The sequence below is a fragment of the Opitutia bacterium genome (assembly GCA_016217545.1).
In the GTDB taxonomy this organism is placed as follows: domain Bacteria; phylum Verrucomicrobiota; class Verrucomicrobiia; order Opitutales; family Opitutaceae; genus Didemnitutus.
The window spans coordinates 746,276-768,902 of the sequence record JACRHT010000016.1 but is presented as its reverse complement, the minus strand read 5'-3'; the positions used below and the strand labels follow the sequence as shown (position 1 = coordinate 768,902).

Genomic DNA, 22,627 nt, shown 5'->3' with positions numbered 1-22,627 from the left:
ATCGTCCGGAGGATGACGCGGGTTTTTTAAAGTGGTGGTGGAGGCTGGAGTCGAACCAGCGAACGGCAGGAGCCGAATTGATTTACAGTCAACGCCCTTTGGCCACTTGGATACTCCACCATCAAATGAACGAGGGGTCAAAGTAGGTGGAGCGGCGCGCGTTTGCCAAGAGGTTTTTTTCGGAATCCCCGCCTCAGATGACTCCCGCCTGCCGGAAGCTGTAGAAGCCCACGCCGCGTGGGTCAGTGGCGGCTCGGCCGAGGATGACGTGGTCGACCAACTCGATGTCGACGGCGCGCGCGGCGTCGCGGAGCTGGCGCGTGATCTGGGTGTCGGCGGCGCTGGGCGCGGGGTCACCGCTGGGGTGATTGTGCGCGCAGATAACGGCCGTGGCGCCGTGGCGGATGGCTTCGCGAAAAACCTCGCGGGGATGAGCGAGCGAGCTGGTGGCGGTGCCGGAGGTGATCTCGACCTGTTTGATCAGGCGGTTTTTGCGGTTCAGGCAAAGCACCCAGAACTTCTCGATCTGCAGGCTGCCGAAAACGGGCAACAGGTGCTCGTGGACGAGTTCGGGGCGGTTGAGGAGCGGGTCGGTCTCGCCTTTGTCGGCGAGGACGCGGCGGGCGACCTCCATCAGGGCGACCAGCTGCAACGCCTTCACGCGGCCGATGCCTTTGACGCGGCGGAAGTCGGCATCCGTCCATTGCACGAGGGCGCGGAGGGAACCGGCGCTGGTGACGAGCTGCTGCGCGATCGTGAGGACGTTGTTACCTTTGCCGCCGCTGCGCAGGAGCATGGCGAGCAGCTCGGTGTCGCTCAGCGCGGTCGCGCCGAGCTTCTGCAGGCGCTCCTGCGGGCGGTCGGAGACCGCGAGGTCCTTGACGCGGAGGGGCGGGTAGGGGTCGCTCATCGGGCCGGGGCGCTTCGCCCGCTGGCCCGCGAGCTCGGCGCACTCAGTAGTGCTTCACGTAGCCGTTACGGCGGAGTTTCTCGAGCCAGCGTTCCTGCGCCTGACGGGCGTATTGCTGGACGAGCATGCGCTCGATCTGGTCGCGGACTTCGTCGAGCGGCTGGATGCCGGCGAACTTGCGCTCTTCGACGAAAAGGAGGAACGCGCCCTCGGGCATGACGACGAGGTTGCTCGTCTGGCCCTTATCGAGAGTGAACACGACGTCGGCGAATTCCTTGCGGAGGTCGGATTTGCGCTGCCAGCCCCAGTCGCCGCCCTTGGTGCGGCGCGGGTCCTGCGAGTAGAGGCGGGCGAGGTCGATGAAGCTGGCGCCGGCCTTGAGCTGGTCGAGGACGGGCTGCGCCTTGGCGCGGAGCGCCTCTTCGGTGTCGCCTTCGGCGCGGTTGAACTGGATGAGGCGCAGGTGGACCTGGTCCTCTTGGTAGAACCGCTCCTTGTTCTCGTCGTAGAAGGTCTGGATCTTCGTCGGGCTGACCTGTGTGGCGGACTTCCGCTGCTGTTGGCGCATGTAGCCGTAGATCATGTCTTCTTCGACTTCCTTGCGATAGTCCTTCTGCGAGATGCCGCGGCCGCGGAGGTAAGCGAGGAACTTCGAGCGATCTCCTTCGAACTGCGTGGCGATCATCTCCGCAACCTGATTGTCGACGAAGCTGGCGGGGACCTTCCGCTTCTCGTCCTTGTAGAATTCCTTCACGATCAGCACGCGGTCGATGAGGTCCTGCACGATCGAATCCTGCAGTGCGGTGATCTTTTCGTTGAACTCGCGTTCGTTGCGGCTCTCGCGTTGGACCTGCGGGAGGAGGGGGGCGATCTCGCGGCGGATGTCGTCCACCGTGATGACCTTTTCCTCAACGACGGCAGCAATGCCGTTGGCAAATTGGAGATTCAGCTTCTCGGCAACGGCCTGTTCGGCGTTTTCCGGAACCGGGTTGGCCTGCGCACGAGCGAGATTCGGGAGGGCGGCCGTCGCGCCCAAGGCGAGGAGGGCGGAGGCGACACGGAGGCGGCGGAACATCATGGGTTCGGAAGATTGGTCAGAAAGACGATGAGTTCTTTCAACCTTGCTAGGGGGGTGGGAGCGGTCAAGCGGGGAAAGCGATTGTGGAGCTGGATGAAGTCGTCGCGCCGGCCACTGTGGCGCAGACACTTAAGGCGTCCGGAATCCGTTTCGACGGACAGCAGGCCCTTTTGTTCCGCCCGGACGCGGATTTCGGTCACAAGCAGGAGCGCGCGGACTTCGTTGCCGAACTTGCCGAAGCGGTCGCGCAACTCGGCTTCGAGCGCGCGCACCGCGTCGACTTTCTCGGCCATGGCCAACCGTCGGTAAAAATCGATCCGCAGGCGGGTCTCGCCGATGTAGCTGGCCGGCAGGCGCGCCTGGATCTTCGCAAACTCGCCGGCCTCGCGCTCGGCCTGCTTGAGTGCGCTGAAGCTGTCGGTCGCTTCCGCGCGCTTCGTCGTCGTGCTGTCCGCGCCTTCGCCGACGAACACGAAATCGAGCTTCACGCTGGCGCGGACGGCGGCGGCGTGCTTTTCGCCCTTCAGGCGCGCGACGCTCTGCTTGAGCAGCTGGCAATACAGTTCGAAGCCCACGCCGACGATGTGGCCGCTCTGTTCCGCGCCGAGGAGGTTGCCGGCGCCGCGCAGTTCGAGGTCGCGCATCGCGATGCGGAAGCCGGCGCCGAGCTGGTTGTGTTGCCGAATGGCGCTGAGGCGCTGCCGCGCGAGGTCCATCACCCGCGCGTGGCGGTGGAGCAGGAGATACGCGTAAGCTTGATGCTTGAAACGACCGACGCGGCCGCGGAGCTGGTAGAGTTGGGAGAGGCCGAAGCGGTCCGCGCCCTCGATGATGATCGTGTTGCAGTTCCGGATATCGAGGCCGCTCTCGATGATCGTGGTGCAGACGAGCACGTCGTAGTTGCCGGCGACGAAGTCCGTCATCACGTGTTCGAGGTCGTCCTCGTCCATCTTGCCGTGACCGACGCCGATGCGGAGCTTCGGCAACAGCTCGCGCAGGCGGGCCGCGACGAGGTCGATGCTCATTACGCGATTGTGCAGGTAGAAAACCTGCCCGCCGCGCCGCGTCTCGTGCTGGATCGCCTCGACGACGACCTTCTCGTCGTAGCTCTTCACGATCGTCTGGATCGGCAGGCGGTTGACCGGTGCGGTCTCGATGGTGCTGAGGTCGCGCGCGCCGGTGAGCGCGAGGTAGAGCGTGCGCGGGATCGGCGTGGCGCTCATCGAGAGCATATCCACATGCGCGCGCCAGCGCTTGAAGACTTCCTTGTGCTTCACGCCGAAGCGCTGCTCTTCGTCGATGATCACGAGGCCGAGGTCCTTGAACTGCACGTCGCTCTGCACGAGGCGATGGGTGCCGATCAGGATGTCGATTTTCCCGAGGGTGAGCGCGGCGAGGATTTGGTTCTGCTCCTTCCGCGAGCGGAAGCGCGACACCATCTCCACCGCCACCGGGTAACCCGCCATGCGCTCGCGGAACGTGTTGAGATGCTGCTGCGCCAGGACCGTCGTCGGCACGAGCACCGCGACCTGCTTGCCGCCCATCACGGCCTTGAACGCCGCGCGGATCGCCACCTCGGTCTTGCCGAAACCCACGTCGCCGCACACGAGGCGGTCCATCGGTCGCGTCTTCTCCATGTCGGCCTTCGTTTCGACGATGGCCTTGAGCTGGTCGGGTGTTTCGGTGAACGGAAACGCCGCCTCGAATTCCTTCTGCCACGTGGCGTCCCCGGCGAACGCGTGGCCGGGCTGTGCTTCGCGGCGCGCTTGGATTTGCAGCAACTCCGCGGCGAGATCGAGCGTGGCGCGCTCGGCGGCGGCGCGGACTTTTTCCCAACGCCCCGAGCCGACCCGGCCGAGCTGCGGTTTCACTTTCGCCAGGCCGACGTAGCGGCTGATCAGGTGCGACTCCTGCAGCGGCACGTGGAGCGTCACCTTGTCGTCGAATTCCAGCGAGATCACCTCGCGGATGCCGTCGGCCGTCTCGAGCTTCGTCAGCCCGCGATAGACCGCGACGCCGTGCTGGAGGTGAACGACGAAATCGCCCTCCACGAGGTCCGAGAAATCGAGCAGCTGATCCACGGCCGACGGCGTGACCAGTGCGCGTTTGCCCGCGACGCGGCGCTGGCGCTTGCGACCGAAGATCTCCGTTTCGGTGACGGCGATGTAGCCGCGGACTATTTGTTCGCTTGCTTGGGGTAGGGCGGGACCGCGGGGCCCGCCGCGGAGACTCGCGCGCACCGACGGGCCCAGCGGTTCCGACCTACCAAGAGTCACCCGGAAGCCCTCGTTCACCGCGCCGCGCACGAAACGCGGTTTCAGTTTCTTCAGTTCGGCATCCTCGTCGAGCAGCTCGCGCGTGCGCTGTTCCTCGCCTTCTTTCGAGACGAAGAAATCGACGGCGTAACCCTGCTGCTTCCACGCCAGCACCTGCTCCAGAAAACGCCGCCGCGCCACGTCCTCGGCTTCGAGGCGTTCGTGCGCGAGCTGGTTCTCCTCGGGGAAGGAGCGGTGGTGCAGCAGCGATTCGGTGTCCCACGTCTGCTCGTCGACTGCGTCGTCGAACAGGGCGCTCGCGAGATCGAGGTCGCCCAAGCCGAAGAGCCGCACCGCGCGCGCGGCCAGGCGGTCGAGGACGCGAGTTGCGGCCGGAGAGTTGTCGAGCAGGTCGAACGCCTCCTCGAGCGCCTTGGGTTCGACGAGCACCGCGTGCGTCGCCGCGCCGAGATAGTCGAGCAGCGAGGCCTGCGCGCGGGCGGCGTGGATGTGCGGGGCAGCGGTGAGCGTGATGCGCTCCACACTCTCGCCGGAGCGCTGCGACACCGGATCGAGCGAGCGGATGTCCTCGAGCGTGTCGCCGAAGAAATCGAGCCGGTAGGGCTGGTGCGCGGTGATCGGGTAGACGTCGACAATGCCGCCGCGCACGGCGTATTGACCGGGTGCTTCGCAGACCGCCTCGCTGTCATAGTCGAACTGCTTCAGCAGCTCGAGCAGTCCCTGAAAGGCCCGCTCCTCGCCTTTGCGCAGGGTGATTTCGCGCTGCGAAAAATCCTCGGGCGGCGGCACGGCCTGCACCAGCGCGCCGGGCGTCGTCAGCACGAGCAGCGTGTCGGGCGCGGACGAGGCGTGCTTGCGGCGGAGCTTGCTGAGCACGGCGAGGCGGTCGCTGGCGGCGTTGAAGGCCTCGCGCATGTCGCGGCTGTCGGCCTGCGATTCGGGAAACACGAGCACGTCGAGCGCGGCGCGGTTGCCCGAGGCGTGGTGAAAGAGCGCGAGGTCCTCGGCGAAGGCGTCGAGCTCGCGCGCTTCCTCGACGACCACGAGCCACGTCGGCGCCGGAGCGTCGGTCGCGAGCCGTGTGAGCGCGTAGGCGCGCGCCGGCGGGCAAACGCCGGTGATCTTCGTGCGCGGAGCGGTGGCGGCTTCGGACATGAGGAGGTTCTACGGTGCAGCACGACGTGCGTGGCGCAAGCGCCGGGAGACACTTCGCGCTGGACCCCCGGCGGGGCTTCTCGAATAAAGCGGCATGGCCTGCACGGTTTTCACTATCGCGAACCAGAAGGGCGGCGTCGGCAAGACCACGACGGCCGTCAACCTCGCCGCTGCCCTCGCGGCGCAGAAGATTCACACGCTCGTCGTGGACCTCGACCCGCAGGCCAACGCCACCAGCGCGCTCGGCATCGAGAAGCAGGAGGGCAAATCGCTCTACAAGCCGTTGCACGGCGAGGGCAGCGTTTTCGAGATGCTCACGCCTACCCAGTGGGAACACCTCGCGCTCATCCCGTCCGAGGTCGACCTTGCCGCCATCGAGATCGAGCTGGCGCAGCAGGAGAATTATCTGCTCCGCCTCAAGAGCGTGCTCGATCCGATCCGCAACTCCGGCGGCTACCGCGCCATCATCATCGATTGCCCGCCGGCGCTCGGCATGCTCTCGATGAATTCGCTCGCCGCGGCCGACCACCTGCTGATCGCCCTGCAGTGCGAATACATGGCCCTCGAAGGCCTCGGCCAGATTTTGAAGGTCGTCGACCGGCTGAAGAACGCCGGGGTGAACCCGACGCTCGATGTCGGCGGCATCGTGATGACGATGTTCGACAGCCGCATCAACCTGGCGAAGCAAGTCGTCGAGGAAGTGCGGTCGCATCTCCCGGATAAGATTTTCAACACGGTCATCCCGCGCACGGTGCGGCTCAGCGAGGCGCCGAGCTTCGGCAAGCCGATCTTCGCCTACGACCCGCACAGCCCCGGCGCCGCCGCCTACACCGCGCTGGCGAAGGAAGTCGTGGCGCGCTTCAAGCTGACGGAGAAGTGACGCGCGTGTGATCGTGGGCGCCTCGCCCCGCTTGCGCTTTCCGAATTCCGCGGCTTACTGCTGGGCCTCTCGCATGTTCGGCTCCCTGGGCAAATACTTCGCCGCGTTCACCGTCGGGCTTCAAAGCAACCTGATCTACCGGGTGAACTTCGCCGTGCGCGGGTTCTTTTCGTTCTTCCACCTCATCGTCGTGTTCATCCTCTGGGGCGCGGCTTATGCGGGGAATCCCTCCATCGGCGGCTTCAGCCTTGCGCAGACGATCACCTACTTCGTCGCGTTGATCGTCGTGCAGTTCATGATCGGCGCATTCAACGAGGACTACCAGATCGCGGAGGAAATCCGCAACGGGCTCATCAACCAGTTCCTGCTGAAACCGGTCAACTACTTCGCCTATCGTTTCAGCATCTACCTCGCGGCGCGGCTCGTGACGGGACTGCTGATTCTCCTGCCGCTCGTGGTGTTCTACCCGCTGCTGCGCGACCACCTCACGCTGCCGCACCAGCTCTGGCCCTACCTCTACGCGATCCCGGCGCTCATGATGTCCGCGCTGATTCAGTTCGGCATCGCCTATTGCTTCGGGATGCTGACGTTCTGGTTCCTCGAGATCCAAGGCTTCGTGATCCTCTCGATGGCGCTGGAGTCGGTGCTCGGTGGACAAATTTTCCCGCTCGATCTGCTCCCGAAGTGGCTCTTCGGCCTCTCGGCGGGGTTGCCGTATTTCTATCAGATGTATTTTCCCGTCGCGCTCCTCACGGGGCGCATCACCGATCCGGTGGAGGCGGGGCACATGCTGAAAATTCAACTCTTCTGGGTCGTCGCGATTCTCGCGCTCGGGCAACTGCTGTGGCGCCGCGGCCTGCGCCTGCACACGGCCGTCGGCGGCTGAACGTCCGCACCCTTCGCCCATGTTCTCCCTCGCTCACTACGCCCGCATCTGGCTCGCCTCCGCCCGCTACGCGGTGGTGCGCACGCTGATGTTCCGGGGCGACTTCTTCGTCTGGGCGCTGGTCGAGCTGTTCTGGATGACGGTGAACGTGCTGATGGTTTCCGTCATCTACGAGCACACCAAGACCGTCGCCGGCTGGACGAAATACGAGATGATGCTCCTCGTCGGCACCTCGATGCTGATCCAGCGCTTCCTGATGGGATTTTTCTGGAGCAGCATCTTCGAGATGGGGCGCAACATCCGCACGGGCAATTTCGACTTCTTCCTCGCGCAGCCGGGCAACGTGATGTTCACGGCGACGACGCGGAAGCTCGATCCGGACAGCCTCATCAACTCGCTCGTGGCGCTCTCGGTCGTGGTTTACTCGGCGCGCCAGCTGCATCTCTCGCCCGGTCTGGCCGACATCGCGCTCTATGCGCTGCTCGTCTTCTGCGGCGTCGTGATCCACTACTGCGTGCTCGTGCTGAGCATTTCGGCGGCGTTCTGGATGACCAGCGCCCAAGGCATCGAGGGCAGCTACTTCACGCTGAGTGAATTCTCCCGCCTGCCGCGGCAGGCGTTCGTCGGGCTCTCGAAGATCGCGTTTGTCTGGCTGTTGCCGATGGTGCTCGTGAGCAACGTGCCCGCGCACACGTTGCTGCACGGCGTCGACTGGCGGCTGACGCTCTGGGTCGTCGCGCTGGCTGCGGGTTGGTTCGCGGTCACGGTCTACGTCTTCCATCGGGGGTTGCGGCGCTATTCGAGCGCGAGCTCGTGACGCCGCCCGAAATCCCGGAGCCGAATCCGGCCGCTGCGCGCGAGTCGGGCAACGGTGACGCTGTCGAAGGGGTGGACAACTCGCCGCAATTCGATTTTCCAAGAGGCAACTAGCATTCGCATGCCGCACACCGCCCAGCTCGCCGCGCTGCAAAAGCGCCTCGGTTACGCCTTCCGCAACCCCGCGTTGCTCGGCGAGGCGCTGCGGCACGCGTCATACCTGCAGGATCGTCCCGAGAGCGGCGCGCACAACCAACGACTCGAGTTCCTCGGCGATTCGGTGCTGCATTTCATCCTGACGGACGCGCTGTTTCGGCAATTCACCGAAGAGCGCGAGGGCGTGCTCAGCCGGCGGCGCGCTGGATTGACGAAGGGCGAGTTTCTCAGCCAGCTCGCGCGCGACCTCGGCGTCGATGCTGCCGTGCAACTCGGGCAGAGCGAGGAGGACGCCGGCGGCCGCGGACGCGCGTCGATCCTGGAGGATGCGCTGGAGGCGATCATCGGCGCCATCTACCTCGACAGCGATTTTGCCACCGTGCAGGGCGTCGTGTCGAAGTGGTATGGTTCGATTCCGGAGCGTCTCGCGCTGACCGAGGGAAAGGAAAATCCCAAGGGGCAGCTCCAGGAGATGGTGCAACCCGAGCACGGCAATGGCGCGTTGCGCTATGAAGTCGTGGCCGCCACCGGCCCGAAGCACGCGCGCGAATACGAAGTCAGTGTTTCCCTGAACGACAAATTCCTCGGCAGCGGCAAAGGTTCCTCGAAGAAAACCGCCGAGGAGGAAGCGGCACGCGTGGCCTTGGTTGCGTTGCGCAATTCCGGCCCGGCCGCAGCGAAGAGCTAGCGGCGAGGACCGCCGATGCGCGTCAGCGCACGGTGGCGAGGATCTTTTCCAGCAGCGCTTCGGGAGACTCGCGGATGTCGAGTTCGAGCGCGTCCTTCGGGTGCTCGAGCGCCTCGAATTGGCTTCGCACCAAGTCGGCTTTCATGAAGTGGCCTTTGCGTCGGCTCACGCGTGCGAGGATCGTTTCGTAGTCGCCGTTGAGAAACACGATCGTGACCGGGTGCTTGGCGTCGCCCGCGAGCACGGCGCGGTATTTTTCTTTCAGCGCGGAGCACGTGAAGACCGCGCTCTGTCCCGCGTCGATGGTGGCGTTCATCTTCGCGCGGATCGCCTCGAGCCACGGCGCCCGATCCTCGTCGTTCAACGGCGTCCCGCTCGCCATCTTGGCCTTGTTCGCCGCGGAGTGAAAATCGTCCGCCTCGAAATACGGCCAGCCGAGCGCTGCGGCGGCACGTTTGCCGAGCGTCGTTTTGCCGGAGCCGGCGACGCCCATGATGAGGAGGATGCGTGGGAGGGAGGCGGACACGAAAGCGCTCGATTCAGCAGGCGACACGGGTTCGCGCAAGCAGACAGGAGGGTTTCACCCCAGTCATAAAGCCAAGGTCTGGCGTGTGCGCTCGATTTCGAACGGGATCGCCGCCCGTGGCGTCTAAGGCCGCAAGTCACCGCGCGTCGCGCCATTTCCCTCGACCCCACTGGCATCCATCCTTGGCAAACGTCCGCCTCCCATGATTACCTCCGCGCCGGTTTCCCGCTTCCAACGCATGCAAGTCAGCGCCCGCTCCTTCTTCTCCCTCACTCGCGCCTCGTGGCGCGAAACGCTCGTGCTCATGGCCGTCGCCTGGCTCGTGCCTTTCCTGGTGCATCTGATTCCGTGGAGCGGTCCGCGCCCGTTGGGCGTGCATCTGCTCCCCGCGTTTTGGACGGCGTTTCTGGCGGTCTATCTTTACGGCGCTGGCGTGGGCGTGCTCGTTGCGTTGGTCGTGCCGGCGGTCAATGCGCTCACCACCGGTTTGCCGGTTTCGGAGCGCGTGCTCGCGATGAGTGTCGAACTCGCGGCTTATGTCGCCGTCGCTGCGTTCGCGGTGCGTCGCTGGCCTTCACTGCGCGCCGCCGCGCCGCTGGCTTGGCTGCCGGCCTACGCCTTGGTGCTCGCGGTGCAATGGTTCGTGCCGAGCTTCGGGCCGCAGCGAAACCCGCTCGAGCATTTCGCGGCGACGCTCGGTCAGGTCTGGCCGGGGCTCGTGGTGCTGCTCGTGCTGAACGTCGCGCTCGTGCACCTGTTGCCGAAGGACGCCGACTGGGAATCCGAGTGAGTCGCGCGCCGGGGCGCGGCTCGAAGCTGGCAATTCGCGGCGCGCGGACTACGAAGTCCGCATGCTGTTTCTCGCCTTGCTGACCGCGACCGTCACGGATTTCGACCTGCGCGCTGCCGAGCGCGCGCGGGCGATGCAGGCGGCCGAGGTCTCGCTCGCGCATGAGCCGCGCACGCTCACGAGCGTTCGCAATCCGCGCAGCGCGGGCGGCGCGCACGATTTCTCGTCCGAAGGCGACTATTGGTGGCCCGACCCGCAGAAGCCGGGCGGTCCTTACGTCCGGCGGGACGGACTCACCAACCCCGACAATTTCGTCGCGCACCGCAATCTGATGTTCGGCTTTGCCCGCGACGTCGGCGCGCTCGCCGCGGCGTGGGACCTTACGCACGAGGCTCGCTTCGCGGCCGCCGCCGTGCGGCACCTGCGCACGTGGTTCGTCGATCCGGCGACGCGCATGAACCCGAATCTACTCTATGCGCAGGCGATCCAGGGCGTCGCGACGGGGCGCGGCATCGGCATCATCGATACCGTGCATCTCGCCGAGGTCGCGCTGGCGATCGAGGCGTTGCGTGATTCGGCGGCGCTGACGCCTGACGATGACGCGGCGCTCACGCAGTGGTTTCGCGACTATCTGCACTGGATGCGCACGCATCCCTACGGAATCGAGGAGGCGAAGCAGGAGAACAATCACGGCACGTGTTGGGTGTTGCAGGCGGCATGTTTCGCGCGCCTGACGCGCGATGCGGCGGTGTTGACCGAGTGCCGCGAACGTTTCCGTCGCGACCTGCTCACGCAGATGGCGTCCGACGGGAGCTTCCCGCGCGAACTCGCGCGCACGAAGCCCTACGGCTACGCGATCTTCAATCTCGATGTCATGGCCGCCACGGCGGTCGTGCTGTCCACCCCCGAGGAGAATCTCATGAGCGCGACGTTGCCCGACGGGCGCGGGATGCTGCGCGCCGTCGGCTGGCTGGCGCCGTTCCTCGCCGACAAGTCGCGTTGGCCGAAGCCGCCGGACGTGATGTATTGGAACGATTGGCCGATCCGGCAGCCCGCGCTGCTCTTCGGCGCGCTGGCGGGCGGGGACGCGGAGTGGCTGGCGCTTTGGCAACGCCTGCCTGCGGATTCGACCGTCGAGGAAGTGCGGCGGAATTTTCCCGTGCGCTACCCGACGTTGTGGCTGAGGCCTGCGGCTTCGCGATGACGACTCGCGCGACGGATCGCGGCGCGGGCGTGTTGTTCGCGCTCATCGCCCTGTTGATCCTGCCCGGTGTGGCGCTTTGGCCGTGGCTGCAACGCGTGGGCCCCGAGTGGCTGCTGGCTCCTGCCGCGCTGTCGGTGTTGTCGTTTTCCTTCTACGCGTTCGACAAGCGCCGCGCCACGCGCGCGGGCGGGCGGTTGCCCGAGGCACAGTTGCTCGCGATCGACGCGCGGGGAGGATGGCCGGGCGGGCTCGTGGCGCAGCAGCTCCTGCGGCACAAGAACGCGAAGTTGAGTTACCAACTGATGTTCTGGCTGATCGTGGCGAGCCACGAGGCGGTCGCAGCGTGGTGGCTCTTCGGTTAGCAGAGGAACAACAACCCACACGCCCCGCGGCGAGCGCAGCGGTGACGCCACGAAACGGAGGCGGATGGTTTACTTCTCCTCGGTAGGATCGTGATTGTATTGCTCGTAAGTCCACGCGATGAGCGTGACGACGAGCAACACGACCACGTAGTCGGCAGCGTCGAGTGGCTGGCCTGCGAGGGAGAAGGCCAGTCCGGCGAGCGCCGCAATTCCAACCGCGATCAGGGCCGCTTTCATGGGGGTTGAGGGAGTAGGGGACCTCGCGCCAGTAATGCACGCGCGGTCGCTTTTTTGTTCGCCGCAACTATACACCGTGCCGGGCGCGCGGACTACGCATTGGTTGCAGCGGGCAGGCCTCGCACCCATTGCCAACGGCCTCTCGGTGCGTTACGTTATCCTCATGAGCCGAGCTTTCACTCGTGAGGACGACGCGCGCGACGTCGTTATTCCGCGCCGGATTTCGCCGCTGCCGCCGGGAGCGCGCAATTATCTCACCGCCGCCGGGGCGGAGCGGTTGCGGAGTGAGCTGAAGGAGCTCACGGACCGCGCGCCGCGTCTCATTGCGGAATCCGCCGACGAAGGCGGGCGCGGCGCCGATGCGAAAGAGGAGCTGCAGCGCGCCGAGGAACGCATCGCTTATCTGCAACAAAGCCTGGCGACTGCCGAAATCGCCGTGCCGCCGCCGACTCCGCACGACGTCGTGCGCTTCGGCGCGGTCGTCACGGTGCGCGACGCCAATGGCGCCGTGTCGACCTATCACATCGTGGGCGTGGACGAGACCGATCTCTCCGCCGACGCCGTCAGCTGGCTTTCGCCCATCGCGCGAGCGCTGCTCAACGCGCGTCTCGGACAGAAGGTGCCGTTCAAGTTTCCGACGGGCGCGACGGAACTCGAGATCACAGGCATTCGTTACTGAGTCCGTCCTGCGCGCGGCGCAGCTGAGATCATTTCACCCAGCCGTGGCTGCGCAGCCAAGTCTCCGCGCGCTGCGGCCATTGAGCGGTCGGCGGATGCGTGGCCTCCATCGCGAAGCCGTGGCCGCCTTTCTCGTAGAGGTGAATCTCGGCCGGCACGCCGGCGCGGCGGAGCGCGGCGTAGAACGAGAGCGTGTTCTCGACCGGCACCGACTTGTCGTCCTCCGCGTGAATGAGAAATGTCGGCGGCGTGTCCTTGGTGACCTGCCGGTCGGTCGACAGGAGTGCGACCAACTCCGGCGCCGCGTGGGCCCCGATGAGATTGTCGCGTGAGCCGGCGTGGGTGTGCGGGCCTTCCATCAGGATGACCGGGTAGAGCAACAGGGCGAAATCCGGTCGCGCGCTCACGGCGTCGAGCGCAGCGCCGGTTTTGCCGTCGGCGTGATCGTAGAGCGTGGCGGCGCTCGATGCGAGGTGGCCACCGGCGGAGGAGCCGATGATGCCGATGCGGTGCGGATCGACGCCGAACTCCGCGGCGCGCGAGCGGACGATGCGCAGCGCGCGCAACACGTCGCGCAACGGCGCCGGATGTCCGTATTCCTTGAGGCGCGAGCGCACGATGAAGCAGGTGACACCGAGTTCGTTGAGCCACTGCGCATAGCGGACGCCTTCGCGTTGTTCGGAGAGGACGGAATAGCCGCCGCCGGGGCAGATGACGACTGCGGTGCCGTTGGCTTTGTCGGGCGCGGCGGGCCAGACGGCCAGCGTGGGCTCGTGGATGGCGGAGACGCGGCCGGTGGCGTCGACGACGAAGGGTTTTTCGTGCGGCTTGGCGCCGGGGATGCCTTCGGGCCAGAGGGAAATCACGGGGTGTTCGGACGCGGAGAGCATGGTGGCGAGAAGCAGGGCGAGGGAGACGACGCGCAACATGCAGGCAGAGAAATCCCCGCAGCGGAGAACGACAAGGCCGCTTTGCCGGGCCGGCAGCGGAGCGTCAGAACGGGAAATCTCCGACGGGCTTCGGTAGCTGGGGCTTGGCCTCGACCGCCTTTGCGGCACGGGTGTGAGTCGCGCGAGCGGTGACAGTGATCGCTCGTTGCGGACGCACGGGACACGCGAATTCGCAGGCGCCGCAGCCGATACAAAGATCCTCCTTCACCTCCGGGAGGCGGAGATTGTCGCGAAACGGCACGGTGTTCACCGCCTTGGTCGGGCAGTGTTCCGAGCAGGCGGCGCAATCGGTGCCGTCGGTCTCGACGATGCAGCGCGAGCGTTCGAACTTCGCGGTGCCGACGCTCGTCAGGCGCTTGTCGGCGAGCGCCAGCGGTGTGATTGCGCCGGTGGGACAGACTTCGCCGCAGCGAAGGCAGTCGAAGTTGCAGAAGGCGCGCCCGAAATCGAGGTGGGGCTTGGCGAATCCGAACCAGCCGTAGTCGAACACCGACGGTTGCAGCACCTGCGTGGGGCAGGCCGTCACGCAGAGTTGGCAACCCGTGCAGCGGTCGAGCAGGCGATCGACGTTTTGCGCGCCCGGTGGCGCGACAGGAGCGCGGCGCGGTTTGGGCGCGGCGCTTGGGAGTGCGGCCAGCGGCGGCAAAAGCAGCGCGCTGGCGACGAAGGCGCGCCGCTGTGAGTCCGGCGCACGCGGCGTGCGGCGCCACGCGAAGCGATACGCGATGCCGCCGTGCTGGCAGGCGCCGAGGCAGTTTGCGCACGAGACGCAGCGTGAGGCGTCGATGTCGCCGGTGCGGAGGTCGATGCACTGCGCTTTGCATGCGCGCAGGCAGTCGGTGCACTTCGTGCAGGCGGTTTGGTCGATCGTCAGGCGAAACGCGCTCGCGCGCGAGAGGAGCCCGAGCGCCGTGCCGACCGGACAAACCGTGTTGCAGTAAATCCGGCTGCGCCAGAGAGCCAGTGCCGTGACGGTGATCGCCGCGCCGAGCGCGAACAGCACGAGGCCCAGCGAAGGAGCGGGCGGCGGCACGCGATAGATGGCCTGCCCGCCGAGCGCCTGCGCGACGGGAACGAGTGCGTTGTTGCCGAAGACCAGAGCGGAGCGGCCGAGGGTGGCGACGATGCGGCCGAAGTGGCTGTAGGGATCGAGCAACGTGAAGGCGGCGCCGGTCGCGCCGAGGCCGACGGCCAGAAGCGCGCCAGCGAGAACGCCGTAACGGAGAAGTTTGTTCCCGGCGCTGAAGCGGAGCACGCGCGAGCGCCGGTGGCGCAGGCGCGCGATCACGTCCTGAAGAATTCCGAGCGGGCAGATGACCGAGCAATACACCCGTCCGAAGAGCAGCGTGACGACGAGGATCACTGCGAGGGCCACGCCGCCGAGCACCGCGCCCGCTGTCGCGGCGAGTGCGGCGGGTCCGATCTGGACGGCGGCGAATGCGTGCGCGAGGCGCGCCGGCACGAGGCCGCGAAAATCCAGGAACGCGGCGGTGAGGACGCCGAGGAAGACGAGCGCGATGGCGACGCGGAGCGGTTTCAGCCAGCGACGCACGGCTCAGGCGAGCTTGACGCGGCGAATGTCGAGCGAGTCGAGATTCGACGTGCCGACGCCGTGCGCGGCGGCGAGGCCGATGTGCCGGATGTCCGCGGGATTCTGGCTGAGCAGGCGCGCGGCGGCGGTGTCGACGGCAACGATGTCGGTCGAGGCGAGCAGGCTGCGGAGTTCGACGACGTCATCCGCGGCGCGGCCGCGCGGGCCGTTGCGGACCATCGGGTGGTAAGCGTCGACGATGTTGAGGTCTGGTTTTCGGAACGTGAGGAAATCCGCGATGCACTGGTGCAGGTCGTTGCGGTGGTAGAAGCGGCGGTCCCACACGACGCCCATGAGGTTCTTCGCCGCGCCGGTCATGAGCGAGCCGCTGTGATGTTTGAGGACGGGGACGTTGATGAACACTTCGCTGTCGAGGACGAGTTGGTGCACCTCGGCGGACTTCAGCTTCACGCCGCGCGGAATCTCGACCGTGCGGTAGAGGGCGTGGTCGTCGCCGGTGACGACGATGCCGCCGGCTTCGCGCACGGCCGGCTCGATGCCGCTGTTGGCGTAGCAGCGTTGCCACTGGTCGCACGTGTGGTCGAAGACGCTGACGGATTTCGCGCCGGCGTCGCGGCAGAGTTTCACCAGGTGGCCGACGAGTTCGGGATGGGTGTTGGCGCCGAGGTCGGGCGCGACGTCCCAGCCGATGTTGGGCTTGATCAAAACGGTCTGGCCGGGGTGCACGAACTGGCCGAGGCCGCCGAGTTCGGCGAGGGCGCGGTCGAGCATGGCGGTGCGCGAGCCGTCGCGGACGGCGGCGAGAATCGTGCGCGGCGCGGCGGGGGCGTCGGCGGCGAGGGCGCGGGTGAAACGACCGGCGGAAACGGTCGCGGCGAGCGCCAGGCCAGTTTTGAGGAAGTCGCGGCGACTGGTCTTCATGGGGCCAACGGAGTGAGGTGCGGCCCGCGATGGCGGACCATCGAACAAGCACCTTACGCCGTTGGCGCGAAGTCGCGCCGCATCAGTTGGCCAACGCTCGGCCTGAGTTGCGCGGGCTAGGGCACGTCTTCAAATGGTCATGGCGAGGAGGCACGCCGAGCGGGACGACGGAGCTACCGAGCGAAGCGACAGCATCACATCCAAGCGGATCGCCACGGCCCGCTTTGCGGGCCTCGCGATGACAAGGCATTTTGAAGCCCTTGGAGTGAGCCGGGGCGCGGCTCAGGAGTAGGGCGGCAGCGAATCGAGGAATTCGCGCGAGGCACCTGCGAGCCAGACCTCGCCGTTGCGGAGCTTCGCGGCGCGGAGGAGGTTGGCCTTCAAGGCGCCGTAGATCAGACCACCGACGAAGAGCAAGAAGGCGAGGAGCAGAAGCGCGACGAGCGATGGCTCGACTGCAGCCGTGACGAGGCAGACAACCGCCAGCAGCACCGCGCCCCACGCGATGAAGGCGTGTTTGCGCACGATCTTGCGGCCGGCGGCACTGATCGGGATGTCGATGACGATTTTCTTCCGGAAGATCAGGTAGAGGACGAGGAAGATCAGCAGGTTCAGCAGGATCGTGAGCGCGAGGAGCGGCGGATACCAAAAGAGCGTCTTGTGCTTGGATTCGTCGGACGTGACCGGCGCGTTGGTCTTCACGCAGCGCAGGGGTAGCTTAGGGCTCGCGACCGGCACGACGACGTATTTGCCGTCGGCGCGGGCGTTGCTGACGCCGTCGGCGACGGGCACCGGCACGCCTTCGCGACGCGATTGGTAGTAGATGTCCTTGCCTTCGTGCGACACCGGGCCGTCGGGCGTTTGGATGATCTGCGAAGCGGGGTAGAGCTTGCCGGTGATGATGCAGCGATGTTGTTCGGTCGCGGCAGTCGCGCCGGATGTCAGCGGCGGAGCGCCGAACAGCTCCGTGTCCTGGGCGGGTTGCCACGTGGACATGCCTTTGCGCCAGACGAGCGTCGCGCGCGTGACCCGGCCGGTGGCGATGAAATCGCGAATCTCCTGATCGGAGAACGGGCCGCGTTGCTCTTTGCCTTCAGCGTAGTGCCAGCTCATGGGAGAAATGTGTCGCAAGAAGCTGGGCCAAGCGCGCGAAACGGTCGAGGAGAATGGCGTGCAGACGGCGCGCCGCCATCTGGCGCCGATAACGTGTTCGCGGCGCGCCCAGTGGTCGCGCCCTGCAGCGCGCGGCGCTGTGCGCGCTCGATTGTCCGAGGATCACTTGCCGGCGGCGCGCGCAATCTCGACGGCGAAGACGTAGTCGGGGCCGAGGATGTTCGAGCGAAAGATGATGAACTTCTGGTCCGGCGTGAACATCGGGTTCGGCTCGAGGCGGTAGTTGTGCTTCGACATGTCGACGAGTTTCTCGGACTCGACGTAGCCGCCGCGGATGAGGTTTTCGCCGATCGTGCCGCGATCGTTCACGAACTTCGGGCGGAAGAGGAAAATCCAGGGCGATTGGTTGTCGCCGTCGCCGCAGAAAAGTTTTTGGTCAGGCGAGGAGTTGTCGTGGATGGAGGACTGGTCGGCGGCGTTGTATTGGAGCCACGTGCGCTCGTGGGTTGCGACGTTGTAGCTGGCGATGAACGAAGTGCGGCCGCCGCGCGGAAAATGGAGTTGGTAGTAGATCGTCTGGCCGTCCGCGCCCCACCATTCGTGGCCGGCGATTTCCATCTGCATGGTGCGGCGGTGAATCAGCTGTTTTTGCGAGCCGTCGGTGCGGATGGTCCAGATGCGGTCGACGAGCTGCCAGTGACCTTCGTGGCAATAGAGGAGCAGCGTGGGGTCGGTCGGGGAGAACTGGAGGTGGTTGAGCCAGTTGGTGTCGTGCTCGAGGAGCTTCGTGAGCTTGCCGCTCGCGAGATCGATGGTGAAGAGCGTCATCGGGAGTTTCGCATTGAGGCGGCGCGTCATCATCTCGGATTTGTTGATGGGTTCGCCTTGGTTGACGGGCGAGATGCGCGAGCCACCGGCGCGCGGCTTGCCGTCGTAGGCGCCATCGGCGTCGGCATCGCCCTCGATGTAGGTGCCGGCGCCGAGGGTGTCGTCGGCGTTGATCGCGACAACGGTCGCGCGGGGTGGAAGGTCGACGAGCTTGCGCGACTCGCCGGTGTCGAGGTCGCATTTCCAGACCGAGCCGGGTTGATCGGCCGCGGGCGGGCGCGAGTAGAAAAGCGTGGAGGTGCGGCGGCTGACGACGATGGTGCGCGCGGGGCCGTCGACGAGTTTCTTGGTGCGGCGCGTGGCGAGCTCGAGCGCGGAGATGCCGCCTTTCGGCGTGGTGTAGACCATCCAGCGGCCGTCGGGGCTGAAGGCGTTGTAGTTGAAATAGAAACTGTTCGAGCCCGGCTCGTCGGTGAGACGGATGACGCGGTGGCCGGTGGCGGGATCGATCCACTCGCGCGGCGGCTCGGCGCCGGTGTTTTCGGCCGCGGCGAGGCGAGAGCCGAGGAGAAGCGTGAAAGCGAAGGCCCACGAGCGGGCGCGGAAGAGGTGGGGCATGATGGAGGAAGAGACGTTGAGCGGACGCGGAAGGATACGAGCAGGCGGCGGCGGCGCGGGCGAATGCGCGGGCGTCGGTCAGTCGGAGAAGGCCCGCGCAGCGCGCTTCGGGAACGGCGTTGACAGGGTGAGGGGTGCGGAAAAGCTGCGCGTCGAAATGGAAATCGCGTCCGTGGCGCGGCCTTCGGGGCGGCAGCTGAGTCTGGAGGTTGCAGGGATTTTTCTCGTCTGCCTGTTGCTGAGCGGCATCCGCGTGGCGCTGCCGGAGCCGCCCAATCCGGCGCGTGAGGGGCGTGTCGAGCCGGTCATCGCGGAGGCGGACCCGGAGGCGAATCGCCATTACGACCGGCTGGCCGACGAGGTGGACTACTACGCGCCGGTGATCCGGCGGATGACCTCACGCTGGCCGAGGATCGATCTGCGGGAGGACACGTTTGCGGAAAAGCCGCCGGGTTTTCCGTTCCTGATGGCGACGGTGGCGCGGGCGACCGGAGCGGATTTCCGGTGGTTGCGGGCCGTGCAGATGCTGCTCAGCGCGGGGGTTGTCGCGGTGCTGTATGTTTGGGTGCGGCGGGCGCGCGCGCCGGGAACAGCGCTCGCGTTGGTCGCGCCGCTCGCTGGTTCGAGTTTCTTCATTAAGTCGTCGTCGTATCTCACGACGGACAACCCGACGCTGCTGTGCACGACGATCGCGCTATCGGTCCTGCTCGCCGAGCGTCGGTCAACGGCGGGAGTATTCGCGGTGCTCGTGTGCGCGACGGCGGCGGCGAGCTTTCGGCAGGATGCGCTGTGGCTGGCGGCACCGATCGGGGTGTGGCTGCTCCTGGCGGGGCCGGCGCGTCGTTGGAAGAGCGACGGGCGCGAGGCGGTGGTGTCGTGGCCGCAACGCTGGCTGGCGGTCGGTGCGGTGGCGCTGCCGCTCGCGATCGTGGCGCGGATGGTGATCGAGTGGGGCGGGCTCGTGCCGAGCGCGCATGTGCGCGGAATACCTGATCCCGGTTTCGGTTTCATGCCCATGGTCTACGTGTTGAGCGTCGCGGCGCTGTTTGGCTGGCCATGGTTGATCGCGCGCCACGGCGCGAGGGAGACGCTGGCGCGCGCGACCGGCGGTGTAGCGATCGGATGTGGAGTGGTGGGGATAGTTTTGGCGGTTGCGACGAACAGCGCTTACGGACGGGACGTCGGGCATTGGGGCGGGTATCTGTGGAGTGTGGCGGCGCTGCTGCCCGAGGTGGCGGGACGGTCGCCGTTGTTCCTCGTGCTCGCTCCATTCGGTGCGTTGGCGCTGGGGGCGATCGGAGCGGAGGTGTGGGCGCATCGGCCACGCGCGGCGGCGGTGCTGGGGGCGGCCTGCGCGGGCTGGGCACTGGCGGTGTGCTTCAATCCGCTCGTGTTTCACCGCTACTACGAAGCGCCTTTGCTTGTGTTCCTCTTGCTGTCGGCGGGGATGCTGCCCGCGATGCCGGTGCGGGCGAACGTCTGGCGCGATCAACTTCCGCTGTGGGCGGTGAGCGCGGGGCAGTTGTTCATCACGGTCACGACGCTCTATCTTTCGCTCTTTGCGGCGTGGCGGCGTTAGCGGGCGCGGAGGCCACGGGCAGATCGGGGCGGAGCAATTTTCCGGGGATGGTCCAGCAGTCGGCGGGGAAACCGAGCGCTTGTTTCAATGCGACGTCGCGGTCCCACGGGTTGGAAAGGTGCGCGATTTGCCAGCGCTGGCGCAACGTGAGTTGGCGCGGGAAATGCCACGGCGAGACGAGGGCGCGGATTTCGACCAGCGGGTAGTCGGTGCCGTAGAGGAGGCGGTGCGCGAACTCGGGGCGCTGGAGCAACTCGGCGAGGTAGGCGCGCTTGTTCAGCTGGGTGAGCGACGAGATGTCGGCGTAGAGGTTCGGGTATTCGGGCAAAAGACGCGCGAGGCGATCGAAGCAACGTTCGCCGTCGATTTTGCCGGTCGTGGCGGCGTGGGCGGCGATGACAGTGACGCCTTCGCGCAGCGGCAGGCGCAGGCGGTCGGGATCGCCGAGGTGGTTGTCGGCGCGTGTGAATGAATGCTCATCGCCGGTGTGGACGAGGAGCGGGAGTTGGAGCTCGGCGAGTTTGCGGTAGAAAGGAACGAGACGTTCGTCGGCGGGATCGATGTGCTGGATGGACGGGAGCCATTTCACGAGGACGGCACCGTGCGCTTTGGCCCACTCGAGGCGGGCGAGCGCGTCGGGGCGGTGGGGATTCACGCTCGCGCCCCAGAGGAGATTCGGGTGCTTCGGGATTTCGGCGGCGAGGAATTCGTTGGGCACGTAGACCTCGGTGTGCGCGAGATCGAGTTGGCCTTGGGCGTCGACCACGCCGTCGAGGGCGAGGACGACGGCGCGGCCGACGTGTTGGCTGCGGGCGAGGCGGGCGGAGAGGCGTTCGAGGACGAGCGCGTCGCCGCGCTCGCGGAGCTCGCGCTCGGTGACGCCGAAGGAGCGGAGGTAGAACGCGAGTTTGTAGCTGCGGCGAAGGTCGTCGGAGATGTGGCAACCGCTGCCGCCGGCGCCGATACCGGCGGTGTGGCAGTGCAGATCGATGAACGTGCCGGCGGGGAGCGGTTCGACGGGGCGATAGGGGCGCTTGGCGGCGGTGGCGGAGAGCGCGAGTGCGGCGAGCGCGCCGAGTGAGAGGAGGCGAGGGAGGCGTCGGCGCGCGGGGGCGGAAAGGAATTTCATGGCGCCGCACTGTAGCGGCGCGCGCGTTTGCAGCGTTAATTGATAAACCTGATGGAAGCTATGGCGGGCGCGGCGCGCGCGACGTCGCGAGGCAGGAGAACGTTTCCGCGCGGACAAAAGAAAAGGCCCGAGCGCGGGGCTCGGGCTGAGAGGCGAGCGGGCGAGGGCGGTTGAGGGCAACCGCCCCTACCGGTCAGCGGACGACGCGGGCGCCGCCGCCGCCCATGGTCTTCTCGACTTCCTTGCGGGTGGCCATCGAGGTGTCGCCGGGCGTGGTGCTCGCGAGCGCGCCGTGGGCGGCACCGTATTGGACGGCTTTCTGCGGGTCGTTGAAGGTCATGAAGCCGAACTGCAGGCCCGAGGCGAACGAGTCGCCGCCGCCGACGCGGTCGAGGATCTCGAGCTCGGGATACTTGCGGCTTTCGTAGAACTGGCCGTCGTGCCAGAGGATCGCGGACCAGTCGTTCTTCGTCGCGGTGATGACGCGGCGCAGCGTGGTGGCGGCGACCTTGAAGTTCGGGAACTCCTTCACGGCGGTGCCGATCATGTCCTTGAAGGCGTCGATCTCGATCTTGGAAATGTTGTGGTCGGCGCCCTTGACCTCGAAGCCGAGCGAGGCGGTGAAGTCCTCCTCGTTGCCGATCATGACGTCGACATACTTCGCGATCTCGCGGTTGACCTCCTGGGCTTTCTTGAGGCCGCCGATGGTTTTCCAGAGCGAGGGGCGGTAGTTGAGGTCGTAGGAGACGATCGTGCCGTGCTTCTTCGCGGCCTTGACGGCTTCGATCGTGAGCTCGGCCGTCGAGGACGACAGCGCGGCGAAGATGCCGCCGGTGTGGAACCAGCGAGAGCCGAGCTGGCCGAAGATGTGCTCCCAGTCGAAGTCGCCGGGTTTGAGCTGCGAGGCGGCGGTGTTGCCGCGGTCGGGGCAGCCGACGGCGCCGCGGATGCCGTAGCCGCGCTCGGTGAAGTTGAGACCGTTGCGGACGGTGCGGCCGATGCCGTCGTCCTCGCGCCACTTGATGAAGTCGGTGGCCACACCGCCTTGCATGATGAAGTCCTCGACGAGGTGTCCGACCTCGTTGTCGACGAACGCGGTGCAGACGGCCGTTTTCAGGCCGAAGCATTTGCGGAGACCGCGGGAGGTGTTGTATTCGCCGCCGCCTTCCCAGGCGGTGAAGGAGCGGGCCGTGCGGATACGGCCTTCGCCCGGATCGAGGCGGAGCATGACCTCGCCGAGCGAGATCTGGTCAAATGCGACGCTGTTTGCGGGTTTGATTTGGAGCGACATGAGG

At 66.5% G+C, this 22,627-nt stretch carries 21 protein-coding genes and 1 tRNA gene; 9 read left to right on the top strand and 13 right to left on the bottom strand.

Features of this window, described 5'->3' with window-relative positions; genetic code table 11:
- Window positions 1-32 precede the first annotated feature (32 nt).
- From HZA32_15545 to mfd, 4 genes are all read right to left on the bottom strand, one after another.
- A tRNA-Tyr gene (locus HZA32_15545) sits at window positions 33-120 on the bottom strand.
- 73 nt (window positions 121-193) lie between these two features.
- Window positions 194-910, bottom strand: a complete 717-nt coding sequence (gene radC / locus HZA32_15540) for a DNA repair protein RadC (GenBank protein MBI5425492.1) — start codon at window positions 908-910, stop codon at window positions 194-196.
- A gap of 43 nt (window positions 911-953) precedes the next feature.
- Window positions 954-1,988, bottom strand: coding sequence for a peptidylprolyl isomerase (locus tag HZA32_15535; protein MBI5425491.1), 1,035 nt, complete (start codon window positions 1,986-1,988; stop codon window positions 954-956).
- Window positions 1,985-5,419: a transcription-repair coupling factor gene (mfd, locus tag HZA32_15530; protein MBI5425490.1), complete on the bottom strand. Its 3,435-nt coding sequence runs from the start codon at window positions 5,417-5,419 to the stop codon at window positions 1,985-1,987. The genes HZA32_15535 and mfd overlap by 4 nt, the downstream gene beginning before the upstream one ends.
- Before the next feature lie 94 nt (window positions 5,420-5,513).
- Between mfd and HZA32_15525 the strand changes: the two genes are divergently transcribed.
- From HZA32_15525 to rnc, 4 genes are all read left to right on the top strand, one after another.
- The gene (locus tag HZA32_15525; protein MBI5425489.1) at window positions 5,514-6,299 is read left to right on the top strand and encodes a ParA family protein; all 786 of its coding nucleotides are present in this window, start codon (window positions 5,514-5,516) and stop codon (window positions 6,297-6,299) included.
- Window positions 6,300-6,372: 73 nt separating this feature from the next.
- On the top strand, window positions 6,373-7,185 hold the full coding sequence (locus tag HZA32_15520; GenBank protein ID MBI5425488.1) for an ABC-2 family transporter protein: 813 nt from the start codon (window positions 6,373-6,375) through the stop codon (window positions 7,183-7,185).
- A 19-nt stretch (window positions 7,186-7,204) separates the two neighbouring features.
- On the top strand, window positions 7,205-8,002 hold the full coding sequence (locus tag HZA32_15515) for an ABC-2 family transporter protein (GenBank protein ID MBI5425487.1): 798 nt from the start codon (window positions 7,205-7,207) through the stop codon (window positions 8,000-8,002).
- Window positions 8,003-8,122: 120 nt separating this feature from the next.
- Window positions 8,123-8,845 (top strand): ribonuclease III, encoded by a 723-nt coding sequence (gene rnc, locus HZA32_15510; GenBank protein MBI5425486.1) that lies wholly within the window; start codon window positions 8,123-8,125, stop codon window positions 8,843-8,845.
- Between the two features lie 22 nt (window positions 8,846-8,867).
- On the opposite strand, the gene HZA32_15505 is transcribed toward rnc, so the two are convergent.
- Window positions 8,868-9,338: a gluconokinase gene (locus tag HZA32_15505; protein MBI5425485.1), complete on the bottom strand. Its 471-nt coding sequence runs from the start codon at window positions 9,336-9,338 to the stop codon at window positions 8,868-8,870.
- A 235-nt stretch (window positions 9,339-9,573) separates the two neighbouring features.
- Here HZA32_15505 and HZA32_15500 point away from each other — a divergent pair, with 235 nt between their 5' ends.
- The 3 genes from HZA32_15500 to HZA32_15490 all read left to right on the top strand — a co-directional run bounded on the left by HZA32_15500 (window position 9,574) and on the right by HZA32_15490 (window position 11,727).
- The gene (locus HZA32_15500) at window positions 9,574-10,161 is read left to right on the top strand and encodes a hypothetical protein (GenBank protein MBI5425484.1); all 588 of its coding nucleotides are present in this window, start codon (window positions 9,574-9,576) and stop codon (window positions 10,159-10,161) included.
- 61 nt (window positions 10,162-10,222) lie between these two features.
- Window positions 10,223-11,365: an alginate lyase family protein gene (locus HZA32_15495; GenBank protein ID MBI5425483.1), complete on the top strand. Its 1,143-nt coding sequence runs from the start codon at window positions 10,223-10,225 to the stop codon at window positions 11,363-11,365.
- A complete protein-coding gene (locus HZA32_15490) occupies window positions 11,362-11,727 on the top strand; it encodes a DUF1294 domain-containing protein (protein ID MBI5425482.1) in 366 nt (121 codons plus the stop codon). Before HZA32_15495 ends, HZA32_15490 begins: the two co-directional genes overlap by 4 nt.
- A gap of 69 nt (window positions 11,728-11,796) precedes the next feature.
- On the opposite strand, the gene HZA32_15485 is transcribed toward HZA32_15490, so the two are convergent.
- Complete coding sequence (locus HZA32_15485) at window positions 11,797-11,964, bottom strand: hypothetical protein (GenBank protein ID MBI5425481.1); 168 nt, start codon at window positions 11,962-11,964, stop codon at window positions 11,797-11,799.
- Window positions 11,965-12,127: 163 nt separating this feature from the next.
- Here HZA32_15485 and HZA32_15480 point away from each other — a divergent pair, with 163 nt between their 5' ends.
- Window positions 12,128-12,643, top strand: coding sequence for a GreA/GreB family elongation factor (locus HZA32_15480; protein ID MBI5425480.1), 516 nt, complete (start codon window positions 12,128-12,130; stop codon window positions 12,641-12,643).
- Between the two features lie 28 nt (window positions 12,644-12,671).
- Here HZA32_15480 and HZA32_15475 read toward each other — a convergent pair whose 3' ends face one another.
- The 5 genes from HZA32_15475 to HZA32_15455 form a co-directional block, all read right to left on the bottom strand.
- Complete coding sequence (locus HZA32_15475) at window positions 12,672-13,571, bottom strand: alpha/beta hydrolase (GenBank protein ID MBI5425479.1); 900 nt, start codon at window positions 13,569-13,571, stop codon at window positions 12,672-12,674.
- A 64-nt stretch (window positions 13,572-13,635) separates the two neighbouring features.
- Entirely contained in the window at window positions 13,636-15,144 is a 1,509-nt protein-coding gene (locus tag HZA32_15470) for a 4Fe-4S binding protein (protein MBI5425478.1), read from the bottom strand.
- A 3-nt stretch (window positions 15,145-15,147) separates the two neighbouring features.
- Window positions 15,148-16,065, bottom strand: a complete 918-nt coding sequence (locus HZA32_15465) for a DUF362 domain-containing protein (GenBank protein MBI5425477.1) — start codon at window positions 16,063-16,065, stop codon at window positions 15,148-15,150.
- Window positions 16,066-16,347: 282 nt separating this feature from the next.
- Complete coding sequence (locus tag HZA32_15460; GenBank protein MBI5425476.1) at window positions 16,348-17,178, bottom strand: DUF4339 domain-containing protein; 831 nt, start codon at window positions 17,176-17,178, stop codon at window positions 16,348-16,350.
- Window positions 17,179-17,340: 162 nt separating this feature from the next.
- The gene (locus tag HZA32_15455) at window positions 17,341-18,624 is read right to left on the bottom strand and encodes a PD40 domain-containing protein (protein ID MBI5425475.1); all 1,284 of its coding nucleotides are present in this window, start codon (window positions 18,622-18,624) and stop codon (window positions 17,341-17,343) included.
- On the opposite strand from HZA32_15455, the gene HZA32_15450 reads away from it, so the two are divergent.
- Window positions 18,623-20,203, top strand: coding sequence for a glycosyltransferase family 39 protein (locus tag HZA32_15450; protein ID MBI5425474.1), 1,581 nt, complete (start codon window positions 18,623-18,625; stop codon window positions 20,201-20,203). The genes HZA32_15455 and HZA32_15450 overlap by 2 nt on opposite strands.
- Here the strand turns inward: HZA32_15450 and HZA32_15445 are convergent.
- Complete coding sequence (locus HZA32_15445; protein MBI5425473.1) at window positions 20,160-21,332, bottom strand: amidohydrolase family protein; 1,173 nt, start codon at window positions 21,330-21,332, stop codon at window positions 20,160-20,162. The genes HZA32_15450 and HZA32_15445 overlap by 44 nt on opposite strands.
- A 193-nt stretch (window positions 21,333-21,525) precedes the next feature.
- Window positions 21,526-22,623: a sugar kinase gene (locus HZA32_15440; GenBank protein MBI5425472.1), complete on the bottom strand. Its 1,098-nt coding sequence runs from the start codon at window positions 22,621-22,623 to the stop codon at window positions 21,526-21,528.
- Window positions 22,624-22,627: the final 4 nt, after the last annotated feature.

Excerpts from the sequence above, each read along its gene's own strand:
- HZA32_15465 (MBI5425477.1), bottom strand. The coding sequence starts at position 16,065 with ATGAAGACCAGTCGCCGCGACTTCCTCAAAACTGGCCTGGCGCTCGCC.
- HZA32_15460 (MBI5425476.1), bottom strand. The coding sequence starts at position 17,178 with ATGAGCTGGCACTACGCTGAAGGCAAAGAGCAACGCGGCCCGTTCTCC.
- HZA32_15480 (MBI5425480.1), top strand. The coding sequence starts at position 12,128 with ATGAGCCGAGCTTTCACTCGTGAGGACGACGCGCGCGACGTCGTTATT.
- HZA32_15520 (MBI5425488.1), top strand. The coding sequence starts at position 6,373 with ATGTTCGGCTCCCTGGGCAAATACTTCGCCGCGTTCACCGTCGGGCTT.
- HZA32_15485 (MBI5425481.1), bottom strand. The coding sequence starts at position 11,964 with ATGAAAGCGGCCCTGATCGCGGTTGGAATTGCGGCGCTCGCCGGACTG.
- HZA32_15445 (MBI5425473.1), bottom strand. The coding sequence starts at position 21,332 with ATGAAATTCCTTTCCGCCCCCGCGCGCCGACGCCTCCCTCGCCTCCTC.
- HZA32_15500 (MBI5425484.1), top strand. The coding sequence starts at position 9,574 with ATGATTACCTCCGCGCCGGTTTCCCGCTTCCAACGCATGCAAGTCAGC.
- mfd (MBI5425490.1), bottom strand. The coding sequence starts at position 5,419 with ATGTCCGAAGCCGCCACCGCTCCGCGCACGAAGATCACCGGCGTTTGC.
- HZA32_15450 (MBI5425474.1), top strand. The coding sequence starts at position 18,623 with ATGATGGAGGAAGAGACGTTGAGCGGACGCGGAAGGATACGAGCAGGC.
- HZA32_15455 (MBI5425475.1), bottom strand. The coding sequence starts at position 18,624 with ATGCCCCACCTCTTCCGCGCCCGCTCGTGGGCCTTCGCTTTCACGCTT.
- HZA32_15475 (MBI5425479.1), bottom strand. The coding sequence starts at position 13,571 with ATGTTGCGCGTCGTCTCCCTCGCCCTGCTTCTCGCCACCATGCTCTCC.
- HZA32_15525 (MBI5425489.1), top strand. The coding sequence starts at position 5,514 with ATGGCCTGCACGGTTTTCACTATCGCGAACCAGAAGGGCGGCGTCGGC.
- radC (MBI5425492.1), bottom strand. The coding sequence starts at position 910 with ATGAGCGACCCCTACCCGCCCCTCCGCGTCAAGGACCTCGCGGTCTCC.
- HZA32_15490 (MBI5425482.1), top strand. The coding sequence starts at position 11,362 with ATGACGACTCGCGCGACGGATCGCGGCGCGGGCGTGTTGTTCGCGCTC.
- HZA32_15495 (MBI5425483.1), top strand. The coding sequence starts at position 10,223 with ATGCTGTTTCTCGCCTTGCTGACCGCGACCGTCACGGATTTCGACCTG.
- HZA32_15440 (MBI5425472.1), bottom strand. The coding sequence starts at position 22,623 with ATGTCGCTCCAAATCAAACCCGCAAACAGCGTCGCATTTGACCAGATC.
- rnc (MBI5425486.1), top strand. The coding sequence starts at position 8,123 with ATGCCGCACACCGCCCAGCTCGCCGCGCTGCAAAAGCGCCTCGGTTAC.
- HZA32_15505 (MBI5425485.1), bottom strand. The coding sequence starts at position 9,338 with ATGGGCGTCGCCGGCTCCGGCAAAACGACGCTCGGCAAACGTGCCGCC.
- HZA32_15515 (MBI5425487.1), top strand. The coding sequence starts at position 7,205 with ATGTTCTCCCTCGCTCACTACGCCCGCATCTGGCTCGCCTCCGCCCGC.
- HZA32_15535 (MBI5425491.1), bottom strand. The coding sequence starts at position 1,988 with ATGATGTTCCGCCGCCTCCGTGTCGCCTCCGCCCTCCTCGCCTTGGGC.